The sequence below is a fragment of the Mycobacterium sp. 360MFTsu5.1 genome (assembly GCF_000383495.1).
GTDB lineage: Bacteria > Actinomycetota > Actinomycetes > Mycobacteriales > Mycobacteriaceae > Mycobacterium > Mycobacterium mucogenicum_B.
On the sequence record NZ_KB911475.1, the window covers coordinates 66,332 to 82,474 of the forward strand.

Sequence of the window (16,143 nt, forward strand, 5' to 3'; positions counted from 1 at the left end):
AATATTCAGTGCCGGTGGTCAGTCCAGCGCCAGCTTCGTCGGCGCGCCGTCCATGCTCGACAGGTTCTTCTGCTGCCAGTAGTCGGCGACACCCTCCGGCCCCTTCTTCTCGGCCCAGGTGTCGAGCAGGACACGCTCGGACTCGACCGACATGAGCGGCACGCCGAAACCGCATGAGGTCTGGACGGTGTCCACGCTCAGGTCGTAGATCTGACGGGCACTGATGTGGGGCGGGAACTGGCTGTAGAGCTCGTCCCAGTCCGCGTCGCCGGGCGCGACCTCGCGGGCGGTGCCATACAGCCGCAGGATCATGGGCTCACGCTCGAACGAGCAGAACATCAATGTCATCCGCGGGTTGTCGAGCAGATGCGCCGACGTCTCGTTGCCACTGCCTGTCAGGTTCAGCCAGGCCACCCGGTGTGGCCCGAGAACGCGAAGCGAGTCCAGGCCCTTGGGGGACAGGTTGACCCGGCCGTCGCGCGCCGCGGTCGCCACGAAGTAGATGCTCTGCGCGGCAATGAAGGTGCGGAACCGGTCGTTGATCTCCGGGAACTGCTTGGCCATGTGGGCATGCTTGCACGGCGGACAGGCCGGGGGCGAGCGAGTTTCAGATGCCGAGATGGGGTCGCTCGTCCCTCGCGGCTACGGGGCTGTGTTGGCGGCTGAGTCGTGATGCAGCTGGACTGCCGGTGCGACCCAGCGACGGAGGAAGGCGCGCAACTCCTCGCCGTGCCGCTCGGGGCCGCCGGGATCCAGGATGAACGACTGCAGCGTGCGCAGCATGAACTCGACAAGCTCGTCGAGTTGCCGCCCACTGAAACCGGCTGCGGGCCAATCGACTTGAAAGCGCTCGAGGATCGATCGACCGAATGAAATGGCCGTCTCAGAGGTGACGCCCGCGGCGAAGGCACTTGCCCTGCCGGGGTGCATGACCAAGCTCAGATAGCGATCGTTGGGGAGCTGTTCCAAGGTGTAGGCGATGCCTTCGATGACGGCCTCGGTGGGGTCGGTGATCGATTGCAGGTCGGCGGCCAAGCGGTCCAGGAAGCCTTCGACTGCCGACAGCGCGGTGCCCGCCATCAGCGCGTCGAGGGTGGGGAAGTAGCGATACACCGTCTGCCGGGTGATCCCGAGTTCAGTGGCCACATCGGACACGCTCACCGAACCCCGCGCGTCGATCGACGAGTGGGCCGCGCTGACAATGCGGCGTACCGCCTCCTCGTCGTCGACGGGGATGTCACCAGACCAGCCGTGTCTGCGCATCACCGCATACTTCCATCCCGCTGCGCTTCACTGAACGCCACCAACTCTTGACCATACAACCATCATCTGATGTATGGTCCGGATATTCCCGAACGTGAAATGAGGTCAGCGATGACGGCGATCGCCGAAGGGCCGGTCAGCAATCAAGACGAGGAACTGACGAGGCGCGCCTTGCGTCATGCGGTCGACAAGACGACGGACATGGCTGCCCGCGAACTGCGGGTGCCGTTGCACTACTACCGAGATCCGAAGATCACTGAGATCGAGGAATCGCAGGTGCTGCGCCGCGTGCCGCTGGCGATCGTGCCGTCGGCCCAGATTCCGAACGTCAACGACTATGTCGTGCGCTCGGTGTTGGGTGACTCGCTACTGGTGACCCGCGACCGTGCCGGCGCCAGTCACGTGTTCCTCAACTACTGCCGCCACCGCGGCGCGAAACCGGCGTGCGGAGCCGGTAACGCCGCCCGGTTCACCTGCCCGTACCACGCGTGGAGCTACAAGAACACCGGCGAACTGTTCACCGTTCCCGGCAAGGCGGGATTCGATTCCATGGACAAGGCCGACTACGGACTTGTTGAGCTGCCGAGCCAGGAGCGACATGGCTTCATCTGGGCCGTGCTGACTGCCGGCGCTGACATCGACGTCGATGGCCATCTCGGGTCCATCGGGCCGGAACTCGCGCTGATGAACTATGCCTCATACGGCTATCACACAGAGAAAGAGTTCCAGTCCCAAGTGTCATGGAAGGGCGCCCTGGAAGCGTTCGCCGAGGGGTATCACTTCCCATTTGTCCACGGCGAGAGCGTGATTGGGCAGAACACCCTGCCCAACACCGGGGTATACGACGAGTACGGCAAGCACCATCGCATCGGCTTTCCCTTCAACTGGGTCGCCAATCTCGCCGACGACCCGTCCGGTTCATGGGACCCGCACCAGAACATGGGCGTCATCTACTGGATCTATCCCAACCTGATCCTGGCGAACAGCCCGGTCGGCGTCGAGATCATCGACATCCTGCCGGCGGGCGAACCGACCCGGTGCACGGTCCGGCACAGCTGGATGGGACGCGTGCCGGCCACCAATGATGAGATGCGTGCGGCCTACGACCAGGTGTACGACAACGTCCACGCCGCAGTCGTCGACGAGGACTTTGCCATGTTGCCCCAGTGCGGCGAAGGTGTCCGGCACGGCCAGCACGACCACATGATCATCGGCCGCAACGAGATTGGCGTGCAACACATGATCAAGGTGTTCGCCGAGGAACTCGGTGTGGCGCTCGAATAAGGACGCGCAATTCGCCGTCCCGGGAGCGTCCGGGCGCTAGATTCGGTGCCACACCCGGACCGAAGAAGGTACCCATGCCGAACTCTAGCGGCCTGTTGCTCAACCCGAACGACTTCGACCCCCAGCAATTCGATCCGGAGACGCGGCGTCAGCTGCGCGCGCTGATCGAATGGTTCGAGGACCGCGGCAAGGTGCGTCTGCTGCAGGACGATCTGGCCGCGACGTGGGTCGCCGACTTTCTCGATTTCATCAAGCGGGAGCGCGTTTTCGCCACGTTCCTGACGCCGTCGGAGTTCGCCGACGGTGATCCGAACAAGCGCTGGGACACCTCACGCAATGCCGTGCTGAGCGAGATCCTCGGGTTCTACGGGCTCGCGTACTGGTACGCGGAGCAGGTCACCATCCTCGGCCTCGGGCCCATCTGGCAGAGCGACAACATCAAGGCCAAGGAACGGGCCGCCGCCCAACTCGAGGCGGGCGGCGTCATGGCGTTCGCGCTGTCCGAACGCGAGCACGGCGCCGACATCTACAACACCGACATGCTCCTGACGCCGACGTCCGACGAGGGCGTCGTGTTCCGGGCCTCGGGCACGAAGTACTACATCGGCAACGGCAACGTCGCGGGCATGGTGTCGGTGTTCTCGCGCCGCACCGATGTCGACGGACCCGACGGCTACGTGTGGTTCGTCGCGGACAGTGGCCATGAGAACTACGAACTGATCGACAACGTCGTGCACGGCCAGATGTTCGTCAGCACGTTCCGGCTCGACGACTATCCGGTGCACGAGGAGGACATCCTATGCACCGGGCCGGAGGCGTTCTCGGCGGCGCTCAACACCGTCAACGTCGGCAAGTTCAATCTGTGCAGTGGCTCGATCGGCATGTGCGAGCACGCCTTCTACGAGGCGATCACGCACGCCAACAACCGGATCCTGTACGGCAACCCGGTCACCGACTTCCCGCACGTGCGTGCGTCATTCGTCGACGTCTATGCCCGATTGATCGCGATGAAGCTGTTCAGTGACCGCGCCATCGACTACTTCCGCAGTGCCGGCCTCGACGACCGCCGGTACCTGCTGTTCAACCCCGTCACCAAGTCGAAGGTCACCTCCGAGGGCGAACGAGTCATCACCCTGCTGTGGGATGTTCTGGCCGCCAAGGGATTCGAGAAGAACACCTACTTCAACGAGGTCAACCGCCTCATCGGTGCGCTGCCCCGGCTCGAGGGCACGGTGCACGTCAACGTCGCGCAGATCCTGAAGTTCATGCCCAACTACATGTTCAACCCGGCGAGCTACCCCGAGATCGGCACCCGCGACGACGCGGCCGACGACGTGTTCTTCTGGGCACAGGGGCCCGCACGCGGCGCGTCCAAGGTGCAGTTCGCGGACTGGGCCCCGGTGTACGAGCGGAACCTCACGGTGCCGAACGTGGCCCGCTTCTATGAGCAGGTGCAGGCCTTCAAGGACCTGCTTCTGACCGCGGCACCCGACGCCGATCAGCAGCGCGACCTCGACTTCGTCCTCGTCGTCGGGCACTTGTTCACGCTCGTCGTCTACGGGCAGTTGATTCTCGAGCAGGCCGAACTCACCGGGCTCGACCCCGACCTGCTGGATCAGATCTTCGACTTCCAGATCCGTGACTTCTCGTCGTATGCGGTTGCGCTGCACGGCAAGCCGAGTTCGACGTTGGCGCAACAGGAGTGGGCCTTGTCGGCGATCCGCAAGCCCGTCGTCGATGCGGCCCGTTTTGATCGGGTCTGGGACCAGGTGGCGGCGTACGACGGTGCGTACGAGATGCGGCCCTAGAGGGGACGGAACACCGGCAGTGCCCGGTACCGCACGGTGAAGCTGGCCTCGCTCAGCTCTTCTCCCACCTCGCCGTCGTGGGCGACGGGCGTCGGCCCGTCGACGGCGACGAACCGGAACTCCGGCACCTGCAGCTCGTGATAGAGCGGGCTGCGTTCGAGTCGGCCCAATAGGACGGCCGTCGCGATGCGCAGCCGGCTGAACCGTCGCCCGGTTTCGAGGATGCGGACGTCGATCAGGCCGTCGTCGAGGCGCGGCCGCACCGACGGGGCGAACCCCGACGGGAAGTACGTCGAGTTACCTAGGAAGAAGAGCTCGGTCTCAAGTGTCTTGTCGTCGTAGCTGATTCGCACCGGCGCTTCCTTGCGCAGCGTCAGATACAGCGCGTACAGCCCGGCCAGCGGTTTGCCCATCCTGCGCTCGAGCTTCTCGCGCGTTCGCACGTAGTTGGGGTAGGCGCCGATGCTGGCGGTGTTGATCACCATCTGTTTCTCGTTGAGGCACACCAGATCTACGTAGGCAGCGGAACCTCTGGCGATCGCCTCGGCGGTCCGGGCCACCGAATCGCAGCCGATGTCCTTGGCGAAGTGGTTGAACGTGCCGCCGGGGAACACCGCGAGCGGGACGCCTGCCTCGACGGCGATGCCCGCTGCGCAGGCCACCGTCCCGTCGCCGCCGCCGACTGCGAGCACGTCGGCGCGTTCGGCCGTCTCCCGCAGCACCGTCTCGATGTCGTCGTCCTTTTGGAGCTCCACGATTTCCATGCGCGGCAAGGCTTTCCGGGCCTCTTCGATGACCCTCTTGCCCGTCCCGTCACCGGAGGCCGGATTGATCACGAGGGCCACGCCTTCGCCCTCCGGTCGGGGCTCGGTGCGGAACCGCAACGGATCCGACGTCGGCAGGGTGGTGGCCGGGATGGTCGGGACGATGCGGGCGCCCAGGACCGCGATCGCGGCGCCGATGCCGAAGCCGGCGAACACGTCACCGGGATAGTGCGCGCCGGTGGCCACCCGCGACAGTCCGACCAGACCGGCGAGCAGTGCCAGCGGCAGACCGGCGGCTGGCGACTCCAGGCCGACGCCCACCGCGAAGGCCGCGGCGCTCGCTGAGTGCCCTGATGGGAGGGAGTTTGAGGTGGGGACGCGCTTGCTCCGTCGGACCAGCGGGATGAGGGTGCGGTCCGGGCGCGGCCGTCGCCAGATTCGTTTCGCGAGCTGGTTGGTGACGAGGCTGGTCACCGCGAGGCTGACGACACCGCGCGCCGCGCCACGCCTGACCGACGCGCTGCCGAACGCACCCAGCCCGGCGGCAATGGCGAACCACAGCTTGGAATGGTCGGCGGCCCTGGTCAGGCGGGGCATCGTGGAGTCCAGCAGGGGGCTCGGCGATTCGGCTACTGCTTCGAACACCTCACGGTCCAGACTGCCCAGGCCCTTGCCGATCGCGCGCACATCCATGAGGCCCAAAGTATCCGCAATGGCGGAGATTCAACCTTCGTGGAGCCGATGACGGGAATTGAACCCGCGTATTCAGCTCGGGAAGCGATGTTCGTCATTGCGGTCGGTGTCGGCGATCAGGCCAGTACCGCCGCGAGTTCGGAGCGCGGTACTGGCACGCGCTGTGCCCCGTCGACTTCTGGCAGCCACATGCCCTGGCCGATGTAGAAGATGATCGCGTCGTCGGTGATCGCGAAGTTCTGATACACCTCGGCTCCCAGCGTGTTGTGCGGTGGCGGCTCCAGGGTGCTCTGCCGACGCTTGTTCATATAGCGCTGGACGATCGGATCCAGCGTGGCGACCGGGTCGGTGCCCCGCTTGAACAGCGTGGCGAGCGTGATCGCGGTGCGTGCGCCCAGGTCGTAGTTGAACGCCTTGAATCCGGTCACAGGATGAGCGCCGGTGTCGTCGTGCACGTCGAAGACGACGCTTCGGGTACCGGACGGCGAAACTCCAGACCGGTATGTGTGCGGTGTCAATGCGTGTCCGTAGGGAACATCTCGCGGCCGTGCCTGAGCCATGAAATCTACGAACTGATCCCTGTCGTGCGTCACAAAATCGGTCAGTGCGTGGAGGTCGGGATAGTCGAGCGGATAATCGATGTCGATTGTGTACGTCGAGTTTTCGGTATGTATGTGACATGTCAGGTCCGCCCCGGCCGTCCCGCCGAGATCGGCACATGCGGGTATCCCCGGCTGCGCCGCAGCGGTGGCGCTGAAGACCAGCGCACAGTTCAGCGCAGTGGCAATGATGAGCGCAGGCAACAACTTTCGGTTGGTCATCGAGCTCCCTCGAGTTTGACGATGCGGCGGTTGCCGTCGTCGACGACGTACACCGCGCCCGTTGTGCCGACCGCGATGCTGACGGGGCCTTTGAGCCCGGTGAACGGCAACACCGTTGGTGCGCTCGCCCCGGGATCGAGCTTCAGGACTCGATTCTGTTGTCCGTCAACCACATACACCGCGCTCTTCGCGTCGACGGCGATGTCTATGACGCTGCGAAGTGCATGGAAAGGCAGCTCCGACGGACTACTCGCCCCCGGCGCCAACTTCAGGACACGCTTGCCAACCGGGTCTCCGACGTACAGGTTGCCTGCTGCATCGACGGTCATCCCTGCGGCAACGCTCATGTGCTGGAACGGCAATGCCGCGGGGGCGTTCGATCCTGGCGCTTGTTTGGCCACCTGAACGGGCAGACAGCATCTCCGTCCCGAGTCCTCTCCGCCGCCGACCATGCCGTAGAAACCGCCTACGGCGTCGACCGCCTGAATCACGCCGCGGTACTCGCGTCCGAGATCGGGCATCGGCAGCACCGTCTGCTGCTCGCCATCGTGCGCGAGCTTCACCAGGTGGCTGGGACTGTGTCCGCCGTCGATGACCCATACCTCTCCGGCCGGATTGGTCATCACGGTGGCGCGCGCGAACGGCAGCACCTTCTGGGCGTTCGAGCCGGCAGGCAACTCGATCACCCGATTGACTCCGTTCCGCCCGGCTGGGACATCGGAGACGAACACGTTGTCCGCCGCGTCGACCGCGACATCGTAGGGTCCGTTCAGGCCCGTGAACGGGAGCACCGACTGGGTGGGTGCCGCCGGAGGCGACGGCTCAGGCACCGGAGCGGAGGCGTGGCTGCAGCCGGTGACGCCGGCGACGATCACCAACAGCGCGCTGATCAGTCGCTTCATCAGCCCGCGCCCAGCGTGAGCTCGGAGATCGAAAAGTCCATGGTTGTCCTCGGTTCGGCGAACATCTCGGGGTCAAGGTTGAGGTGACCGCCTTGGCGGATTCTTGGGATTTTGCGGATCCGGAGTGCGAACCGTCCCTGCGCGATCGCTGCCAAGGATCCGCCAAGGGCGTCGCCGAATGCTGAGCCTGTTCCAGATACCTATCCACGGAAAGTGCTCACCGCAGATGATCACCACGCGAATCAATAAGACCGCCGTCCGCGCCGTCCTAACCGCAGGAGCGGTCGGCTTGGCCTCAGTCCTCGCGGCCGGCGCGGCCAATGCGGCGCCGGCGGACGACCAGTTCCTCGCCGCGCTGGCCCACCAGGGCATCGGCTTCGGGAGCACTCAGTCGGCGATCACCGTCGCGCATCACGTGTGCGATGCGCTGGCCGGCGGGATGGAGCCCGCCGACATCAGCCACAATCTGGCGGCCTCCAACTCCGGCATCGACCAGCAGGCAGGTCTTGTCATCACCGTCGTTGCGGCGCAGTCGTATTGCCCGCGGTTTGTGCATCAGATGGCCAACGGCGCCACGGTCGTCGGCCCCGATCACTGACGGGTCTGACAGTGCAGTTGCTGAGCCTGACGCCCTCGTTCGAACGGACTCGAGCAGCATTGAGGTTGGTAGAGCTGGAGTCGATGCCGGAAATCGAACCCGCATATTGAACAGGTCGCACAAAGCCATGTTTCGTTCGGCCTTTGCCTGTGCGAACCCCCTTGGCGGGGTCACGGCGGGATCGACGGATTTATCGTTGATGCTGCGGTCAGTGCTCACACCTCACGCGCGATGGAGCACGTATGAGGGTTCATACGTTGCGGCCGGAAACGTGCCGTCGCAGCTTTCGCGGTTCATGGGGCACGTGAAGGTGAGACGGCATTGGTGATCGACATACATCTGTTCGATGACGATCGCGCGTTAGAAGCAATTGGCTAGCAAGTCGGGCGCATTGAGCGGGATGCTGTCGCGGCTAGAACGGCGCTTTTTCGCCGACGAACCATTTCCACGTGGCTGTTTCTCGTAAGCCGTCGATCCCAGTTCGTTCGATCTGCGCATTGTGAGCGAAGAACTTGCCGGATTCCCAACCGAACGCATTTTCCACGTCGTAGGTGGTTGGGCCGTCGCCCTTGGTCACGATGAGGATCCTTGGTGGTTCTCGATGCGTGTCCCGAGCGCGTTTCAAGAGATCGTTCACGCATGCGTCCCTAAACGAATAGCCAGCGATAAGCCAGTGGCTAGAGCTTCGGAAATCGTCATCCGCTATATCGTAGGCGAGCTGGAATGGGTAGTGCTTAACGTGATCGATCTTGTCGTGCTGATTGGCCAGCACAACCAATGGAAATGCCATAACCTGCATTTCCCGATACCTGTTCCATACCGCTGGATCACGCGCGATTTCAAGTGGAATCTTCAGATATCTGCTGCCGACTTTCCAGAACGTCACCGATCCGTGAAGGTCGAGCAGTTTGATGCGCTTGGTGGGGAAGCTATTGGAAGTGCGCAATGTCTGCGCCGTCAATTTGCTGTCGCTGAGGGGCTGTAGATCTGCAGCGGTCCAGCCCTCGCCCATATCGCAGAAATCATCTCTGTACTCTTCTGTGAGGGCAGTGAGGACTAAAGCATCGTAGTTCAAGTTAGCGACTGTGACATGGTTCGGGAACGCGTCAATTCCAGTTTTAAGAAAGTTCGATATGCTCGCGTATGAGCCCTTGTCGGGATTCGAATTCTCTACAATTATTTGGAGGGTGTGTCCTATGCCGCGCTGTCTTACTCGCTGAACAAATAACATCACTTCGGAAATCGCCTGCGCCATATCGTGATTGTGTTCTGTGAGTAGGGCGTAACTTCTGAGATCATCCAAGATGTCGGTTTGCCCACCGAATGCGCCGATCAGTGATTCGAAGTCTCCGGATGGATTCTCGGCTTGAGCCCGAATCGCCACTTGTTGCATGGCCCGAGCAACCTCGTCGCTGCGGCCTTCATACTTTGCGGTTAGTCGTGCGATGACTTGTGTGGTGATGTTGTTCAGCAACAAATTTTTGCTAAACGCGATGCTCAACCCATTGCCAACCAACATCGCCAGGTTGCCGCTTGACACTCTTCGTCCTCAACGCCGCAGCTCGGCAGCCCGGTCGGCGCTGCCCTCCAGGATCGTAGACAAAGGTCAACGACAGCTGGCGAATTTCGGTGCGCCGCGTCGCAGCCTCACTGAGCCACGCGTCGTGCCGCACTCGTAAGGCGACTTATCGCTCGAGCAGATCGATGGTTGATCGCCGTTGGCGTTCCTCGCTAATGCTGAATGCAACGCTACGGTCGGCGGGAGATCGCGACTAGTCGAGGAAGTATCCATCGTTCATCTTCGGGTCGGGCTTGAGTGGGGACTCGTACGCGCGAAGGCCGCCGTTCTGCGCCCGGCGTTCCCAATGATCGTTCCGCATGCGATTGATCTCGTCGCACTGTGCCTGCGAGAGGTAGAACTTTCTCGCCTCAATCTGTCGATATGCGTTGTAGAACTTTTCCGGATGAACTGGCTCGATTGCTGCGGCTTTTCTTAGCTCATCAAGCAACAGTTCGATTTCGCTGCGGCTAATTCGTTTCCGGAGATCCGGCAGGAGGTTGATCATCCCATCCTCCGATATCAGCAGAATTACGGTGGGAGGTGCGGCAGAGGCAAGGTACCGCACCGCGGAGTTGTACCGCGCACCCCGTGCCCGGTCGCCCTCGTCGGTGGCAGTGCCATCCAGGATTACCCCCGCTGCATGGCATGCCCCAGATGAATCGACGAGTATGGCTCCATCAATGCGAGTGAATTGCCGAATCAGGTCGTCGACAACAACCGCGGGGTCGATGGCTAACGCTTGACCTCCAAGCCTTGCCGTCTCGTTGATCGCGTCGCCCGAGACAACAAGCATCGCCCCATGCTCGGCCGACTCCCTGGCCACGGTGGCGATAGACCACAGCGCGTCAACATCACATTCCCCGAGTACACGGGCACAGATTTCGTCGAACTGGTCGCGCCGCACAGGCTCTGCGGGAATCCGTGGAGCTCCGTATTCCACGCTGAGCAAGCGGGCTCCAGCACCGTCGAGGAGCTCCCACCTGCCGGCGCCGACAACGAGTGCCTGGAATACCGACTCCGAGTTCGTGGGATAACTGCTACTTAATCTTCCGAATCCGTAGACCATTTCGCCGTCTGCGAGCAGCGACTCCCCGTACCGGTTGCTCGACTCAAGTAGCTTCCTCAACGCCCGTGTCTCGCTAATGGGAACTGGATTGCTCAACGTCGAGGACCGCTGGATGTGTTCGGAGTTGCGGTGCGCAATTAGAAGCGACCCTGTGCCGACGCGCTGTTCGTATGGTGTCGTCGCCACCTTGTTCAATCCTCCGAACAACTCCGTGGGCATGTCGTTGCCGGCCAGTACGGTCGCGGACAGGGTTACAGCTCTGCCCGCTGCCCTTGCGATGTCTGCGGGTTCATTGCCGGAGCCCAAGTGGGAGCCCGCGTTTGGATCGTGCAGAGCTCGCGTGCTCAAGTCCAGGACCTCGTCAATAACGCCCTGCACGAGCGACTGTGTGACGGGATAGCGGCCGTCCATCATCATCTCGGACTTCAGGCGCGGCGCGTCATCGAGAATCCGCTGGGGTAGGCCTACCGCAGTGAAAACGAAGTGTTCGTCGACCAGGGTCGGAAGTCCGACGAAAAAGCTCAGGCCCAACTTTGTCTGGAGCACCTCACCGATCGCGATGCCGTAGGCGCGGTCTCGGAATTCCTGATGTTTTCGTTCATGTGATCGCTGATCGCTAAACCGCATCTGGCTATTTGGGTCTTCGTTGTAGAGGGTGTCGGCCCGCTCGTGTAGCCCCTCAAAGTCTGCAACAACAATCGGGCCATCCTCAGGTTCAATGCATAACGGATGTCCAGAACCGCCCTCTGCGGACAGGCCGATTAGAAACACCGTCGGTTTGACAGGGATGCCGATTGCCTCCAGTGACCGCTCAAGGTCCGTCTCCACATCGTGACGGAACGATCGCTGGAAGCCCCACATGAACAGTGTGATGGTGTTGCCTGGCACGAGGATCAGCCTACTTCTGTAGGTGGGCCTCGGTGTCGTTGTCCGTAGTGAGCGCTATGGTTACGCTCAGTCACAGCGTCTTCGAAAATTGCGTGAACCCGGCACGGGGCCAACGAAATTCGACTATTGCTGAGAAACCTGTCGGTACCGGGCCATAGGCTGACGGCATGCCATGTCGTCTCAGCTTTCCGGAGCGTGAGAAGGCGCGCGCGAGACTGGAGAGGTTCGTTCGCCGCGCTCGAAGGGTAATGGCGCATTCGCTAGTCAAGGATCACATGGAGTTGCTGCAGGCAGTTGCGGATGGCACTTTCCGGATCAAGACGATCAAGAACACCCAGACTGGCGAGCACGAACAGCGGCTCTTGATCGAGCTGCCGCCAGAAGAGGCATTCGAATCGTTCGCAGCCCGGCTGCGGCCGTTCACGATTCGCGATGAGGTTGTCTACTGGGAACTCGTTCTCGATTCCGTCGAGGGCCTGGTGCCTCCGGCGACCCTGGAAGAGGTTATCGACATCGCAGGGCTGCGCCAGGCGTGGGCGGGTGTAACCCAAGACAGGAAGAGCGCGCAGGCGTACGCGGTCGTCACCGAGAATGGGCAGTTAACGGACAAGGAGCTTGCCCACGACTGGCTGAACTCCGATGCGCTGCACGCCCAGGCGATCAGCTCCGCCGTGGGAAAAGATCTCGATCTGGATCACCGATACCAGGCTGCCGCCGGTGTGTACGCCCGCTTGGGAGCGGCAGTGAACGCGACCTACAACGTGGTCAGTTATCTGGTCGCCGAGCGATTGCTCGATCTCGATGAGTCAGCTTTCACGGAACGCGTCACCGCCGAAACGAGTATCGATGAGCAACTCGTAGGCGGCTACATGGCCCCGGCGGGGTCGACTCCTATACCAACTGATCTCGTTGACGTTGCCAACCTGGATGCAGCATGGACCCCGGTGCACGAGGAGTTCGAGCAGATTATCCGGGCAAGGAAACAGGCTGAAGCGGATGCGGCCGTAGCCGACAACTGCCTGCTGACCCGGGGTTCGCGCGGGGTACGAATGCGATGGCCGGATGGCAGAGAAACCACGGCTAACTGGAGTTACCAGGCCTAACAGTGGAGCCGATGACGGGAATCGAACCCGCGTATTCAGCTTGGGAAGCTGATGTTCTGCCATTGAACTACATCGGCATGGTGCCGCTGCAGGATATCAACCCGGGCCGATAGGCTCCCCACGTGCTCCTCTCAGATCGCGATCTTCGGGCTGAAATCGCTGCTGGACGTCTCGGCATCGACCCGTTCGATGACGCCATGGTGCAGCCCTCCAGCGTCGACGTCCGGCTGGACAGCCTGTTCCGGGTCTTCAACAACACCCGCTACACGCACATCGACCCGGCGCAGCAGCAGGACGAGCTGACCACCCTGGTCGAGCCCGCCGATGGCGAGCCCTTCGTCCTGCACCCGGGCGAGTTCGTGCTGGGCTCGACACTCGAAACCTGCACGCTGCCACACGATCTGGCAGGACGGCTCGAAGGCAAGAGCTCGTTGGGCCGGCTCGGCCTGCTGACGCACTCGACCGCGGGCTTCATCGACCCCGGCTTCTCCGGGCACATCACGCTGGAGCTGTCGAACGTCGCCAACCTGCCAATCACTCTGTGGCCCGGCATGAAGATCGGCCAGCTCTGCCTGCTCCGCCTGACCAGCCCCGCCGAGCACCCCTACGGCAGCGACAAGGTCGGGTCGAAGTACCAAGGCCAGCGTGGGCCGACGCCTTCTCGGTCGTACCTGAACTTCGTCAAGCCCTAGCCCCGTTGACTGCGAACTGACGCAGAACTTTTGCGAGTCGCGGGCTGCGTAGATTCGCAGTCAACGCCACCTGAGTGCTGAGTCCGCGGTGGAGGGGTGCGCTACTCGGCGTTTCTCGCCGTGGCCGCAGGATCAATGCACACAGGCGGCTCACCGACGTTGACCTTGTATCCAGGGCGTCGCCTACTTGACCTTTTGCACCCTCATTCCAGGGTCAACGGAAACCCCAGAACTCAGCCACCCGGCATCGGGTTCATCGGGCTCATCGGCCCGACCGGGCTGGGAACCGTGGTGGTGGTCGGAGTGGTCGACGCCGTCGTGGACGTAGTGGTCGTCGTCGACGGAGTGGCGGACGTCGGCGAAGTCGAAGTCGGCGTGGAAGTCGAAGAAGTCGCCGGCGGCGCCACCGGAACGCCCGTCGTCTCCGTGACCGTCGCGGTCGACGTCGACGGAGAAGCAGACGACGTAGAAGTAGCACCAGCAGGGGCGAGCACCGCGCATGCGACCCGCCCGCCGGCATCACCCGTCGCCAGCGTCTCGGCGTCCGGCCCAGGCGTTCCGTTGTGGGTGTAACGCGGCGGGATGTTGGCGAAGTTGTCCGGTCCCTGGTGAATGATCAGCGCACTGCCTTCGGGTCCCTTCAGGCCGGCTTCGGTGAACGCGTCGGTGGTCGCGACGACCTTGCCTGTGCCGTCGCCGCGGATGTTGAGCGGCGTCAGGTCACCGCTCGACGGATGGCCTGTATGTCCGGCGACCTGCAGACGACCGCCGGCCGAGGTGAAGTCGCCCTCGCACTTGCCGACGGAGTGGATGTGCATGCCGTGGCTACCCGGGGCGAGGATGCCGCCGCCGGTGGTCTCGACGGTCACGGTGGCGTAGCCGTCGGTGAAGTCGATCGAGGCGTTCGCGACGGGTCTGCCGTCGGACGTCTTGAGCACGACGTTCAGCGCGGACGGATTGGCCTGGGTCCAGGTGGTCGGCGGCGCAGAGGTCGATGACTTCGACGTGTTCTGGTTGGAATTACAGCCGGCCAGCACAAAAACGGGTGCGGTGAGCAGTGCAGCAGCTGCAGTTGTGCGCTTCAACATCTCACCCAGATACCCGGAAGCACCAGCGTCTAACCGCCGGTTGTTTCACGCGAAACCAAGCATCGAACGCCTATGTGAGGCTGGTGTAACACGTCGGAAACGCAGTCGCCGCGCGCCGGAAACTCCGCCGATACATTCTCGTCAAGATTGTCGAAGGAGTCTCACGTGCAAGGCATCGATCCCGCCGCTACCGCTTGGCTGCTCGCCAGCACCGCCCTGGTCCTGCTGATGACCCCGGGCCTGGCCATCTTCTATGGCGGCATGGTCCGCACGACCGGCGTGCTCAACATGATCATGATGAGCTTCATCTCGATTCCGCTGGTCACGGTCGCGTGGCTGGTGCTCGGGTACACGCTGGCCTTCTCGGACGGTGACGGCTTCCTCGGCAACCTCGAACACTTCGGCATGCTCGGCATCACCCCGAGCACCACACACGGCGCCGTCCCCGAGCTGTTGTTCGCCACCTTCCAGCTGACCTTCGCGATCATCACCGCCGCCCTGATCAGCGGCGCCATCGCCGACCGCGCCAAGTTCTCGGCGTGGATGGTCTTCGTGCCGATCTGGGCGATCGTCGTCTACAGCGTCATCGCGCACTGGGTGTGGGGTCCGGACGGCTGGCTCGCCAAGATGGGCGCGCTGGACTACGCGGGCGGCCTGGTCGTCGAGATCGCGTCGGGCGCCTCGGCGCTGGCGCTCGCCATCGTGCTGGGCCCGCGCATCGGCTTCAAGCAGGACGCCATGCGCCCGCACAACCTGCCGTTCGTGCTGCTCGGTGTCGGTCTGCTGTGGTTCGGCTGGTTCGGATTCAATGCGGGCTCGGCGCTGGCCGCCAATGGCACCGCGGCCGCGATCTTCCTCAACACCCTGGTCGCGGGCTGTCTCGGCATGCTGGGCTGGCTCACCGTCGAGCAGGTGCGTGACGGCAAGCCGACGACGTTCGGTGCGGCGTCCGGCGTCGTCGCCGGCCTGGTCGCGATCACCCCGTCGTGCGGCACGGTCAACACGCTGGGCGCGCTCATCGTCGGCCTGCTGGCCGGCGTGGTCTGCTCGTTCGCGGTCGGCCTCAAGTTCAAGCTCAACTACGACGACTCGCTCGACGTCGTCGGCGTGCACTTCGTGGGCGGTGTCGTCGGCGTCGTGCTGATCGGCCTGCTGGCGACGGACGTCATGACCGGCGGCGTCCGCGGCCTCTTCTACGGCGGCGGATTCGCCCAGCTCGGCAAGCAGATGCTCGCGATGGCCGTCGTCGCCGCGTACGCCTTCACGGCGACGTTCGTGCTCGGCAAGATCATCGACAGGGTCATGGGTTTCCGGCTCAGCGCCGAAGACGAGACCGCAGGCGTCGACTTCACCCAGCACGCCGAAACGGCCTATGCGGAGGGCGTGCACGGCCACCTGGGCACCCGCCGGCCGACCGGTTCCAGCTCGCTGACCGATCTGTTGAAGCAGCCTCGCCCGGACGCCGAGGACGCCTGAAACTGCTTAGGTCATCTACGCCGAACGCGGGTAGGGTTGAACCACCGGCATTGGCGGGACTGTGTCAGCCAGCGCCGCGGCAAGAACTGCATCGTGGCTCCATGAGCTGGGGGAATCGGTAACGACTCCGCCGTTC

At 63.2% G+C, this 16,143-nt stretch carries 14 protein-coding genes and 1 tRNA gene; 6 read left to right on the forward strand and 9 right to left on the reverse strand.

Annotated features, from left to right (window positions below; all coding sequences use genetic code 11):
• Positions 1-18 precede the first annotated feature (18 nt).
• The gene (locus tag H289_RS0126760; RefSeq protein WP_020103933.1) at positions 19-564 is read right to left on the reverse strand and encodes a pyridoxamine 5'-phosphate oxidase family protein; all 546 of its coding nucleotides are present in this window, start codon (positions 562-564) and stop codon (positions 19-21) included.
• Between the two features lie 78 nt (positions 565-642).
• A complete protein-coding gene (locus tag H289_RS0126765; protein WP_020103934.1) occupies positions 643-1,263 on the reverse strand; it encodes a TetR/AcrR family transcriptional regulator in 621 nt (206 codons plus the stop codon).
• Positions 1,264-1,374: 111 nt separating this feature from the next.
• Here H289_RS0126765 and H289_RS0126770 point away from each other — a divergent pair, with 111 nt between their 5' ends.
• Together H289_RS0126770 and H289_RS0126775 are read left to right on the forward strand one after the other, a co-directional pair.
• Positions 1,375-2,547, forward strand: coding sequence for an aromatic ring-hydroxylating oxygenase subunit alpha (locus H289_RS0126770; protein WP_020103935.1), 1,173 nt, complete (start codon positions 1,375-1,377; stop codon positions 2,545-2,547).
• Between the two features lie 74 nt (positions 2,548-2,621).
• The gene (locus tag H289_RS0126775) at positions 2,622-4,355 is read left to right on the forward strand and encodes an acyl-CoA dehydrogenase family protein (protein ID WP_020103936.1); all 1,734 of its coding nucleotides are present in this window, start codon (positions 2,622-2,624) and stop codon (positions 4,353-4,355) included.
• Here the strand turns inward: H289_RS0126775 and H289_RS0126780 are convergent.
• The 3 genes from H289_RS0126780 to H289_RS0126790 all read right to left on the reverse strand — a co-directional run bounded on the left by H289_RS0126780 (position 4,352) and on the right by H289_RS0126790 (position 7,535).
• Entirely contained in the window at positions 4,352-5,812 is a 1,461-nt protein-coding gene (locus tag H289_RS0126780) for a bifunctional phosphatase PAP2/diacylglycerol kinase family protein (RefSeq protein ID WP_020103937.1), read from the reverse strand. The two genes, H289_RS0126775 and H289_RS0126780, sit on opposite strands and share 4 nt — an antisense overlap.
• Positions 5,813-5,928: 116 nt before the next feature.
• Positions 5,929-6,633 carry an esterase gene (locus H289_RS33825; protein ID WP_020103938.1) on the reverse strand — a complete coding sequence of 235 codons (705 nt, stop codon included), beginning with the start codon at positions 6,631-6,633 and terminating at the stop codon, positions 5,929-5,931.
• Entirely contained in the window at positions 6,630-7,535 is a 906-nt protein-coding gene (locus tag H289_RS0126790; RefSeq protein WP_020103939.1) for an NHL repeat-containing protein, read from the reverse strand. Before H289_RS0126790 ends, H289_RS33825 begins: the two co-directional genes overlap by 4 nt.
• 289 nt (positions 7,536-7,824) lie before the next feature.
• Between H289_RS0126790 and H289_RS31445 the strand changes: the two genes are divergently transcribed.
• Positions 7,825-8,133 carry a DUF732 domain-containing protein gene (locus H289_RS31445; RefSeq protein WP_231388133.1) on the forward strand — a complete coding sequence of 103 codons (309 nt, stop codon included), beginning with the start codon at positions 7,825-7,827 and terminating at the stop codon, positions 8,131-8,133.
• A gap of 412 nt (positions 8,134-8,545) precedes the next feature.
• On the opposite strand, the gene H289_RS0126805 is transcribed toward H289_RS31445, so the two are convergent.
• Together H289_RS0126805 and H289_RS0126810 are read right to left on the reverse strand one after the other, a co-directional pair.
• Positions 8,546-9,673, reverse strand: a complete 1,128-nt coding sequence (locus H289_RS0126805) for an SIR2 family protein (protein WP_020103942.1) — start codon at positions 9,671-9,673, stop codon at positions 8,546-8,548.
• Positions 9,674-9,905: 232 nt separating this feature from the next.
• Positions 9,906-11,648, reverse strand: a complete 1,743-nt coding sequence (locus H289_RS0126810) for a hypothetical protein (RefSeq protein ID WP_020103943.1) — start codon at positions 11,646-11,648, stop codon at positions 9,906-9,908.
• Positions 11,649-11,923: 275 nt separating this feature from the next.
• On the opposite strand from H289_RS0126810, the gene H289_RS31450 reads away from it, so the two are divergent.
• Positions 11,924-12,751 (forward strand): hypothetical protein, encoded by an 828-nt coding sequence (locus H289_RS31450; protein WP_231388134.1) that lies wholly within the window; start codon positions 11,924-11,926, stop codon positions 12,749-12,751.
• A 3-nt stretch (positions 12,752-12,754) separates the two neighbouring features.
• Here H289_RS31450 and H289_RS0126820 read toward each other — a convergent pair.
• A tRNA-Gly gene (locus H289_RS0126820) sits at positions 12,755-12,828 on the reverse strand.
• 45 nt (positions 12,829-12,873) lie between these two features.
• Here H289_RS0126820 and dcd point away from each other — a divergent pair.
• Positions 12,874-13,443, forward strand: coding sequence for a dCTP deaminase (gene dcd / locus H289_RS0126825; protein ID WP_029105797.1), 570 nt, complete (start codon positions 12,874-12,876; stop codon positions 13,441-13,443).
• Positions 13,444-13,676: 233 nt separating this feature from the next.
• Here the strand turns inward: dcd and H289_RS0126830 are convergent, their stop codons facing one another.
• A complete protein-coding gene (locus tag H289_RS0126830) occupies positions 13,677-14,531 on the reverse strand; it encodes a superoxide dismutase family protein (RefSeq protein ID WP_029105798.1) in 855 nt (284 codons plus the stop codon).
• A gap of 165 nt (positions 14,532-14,696) precedes the next feature.
• Between H289_RS0126830 and H289_RS31455 the strand changes: the two genes are divergently transcribed.
• Positions 14,697-16,007 (forward strand): ammonium transporter, encoded by a 1,311-nt coding sequence (locus H289_RS31455; RefSeq protein ID WP_020103947.1) that lies wholly within the window; start codon positions 14,697-14,699, stop codon positions 16,005-16,007.
• Positions 16,008-16,143: the final 136 nt, after the last annotated feature.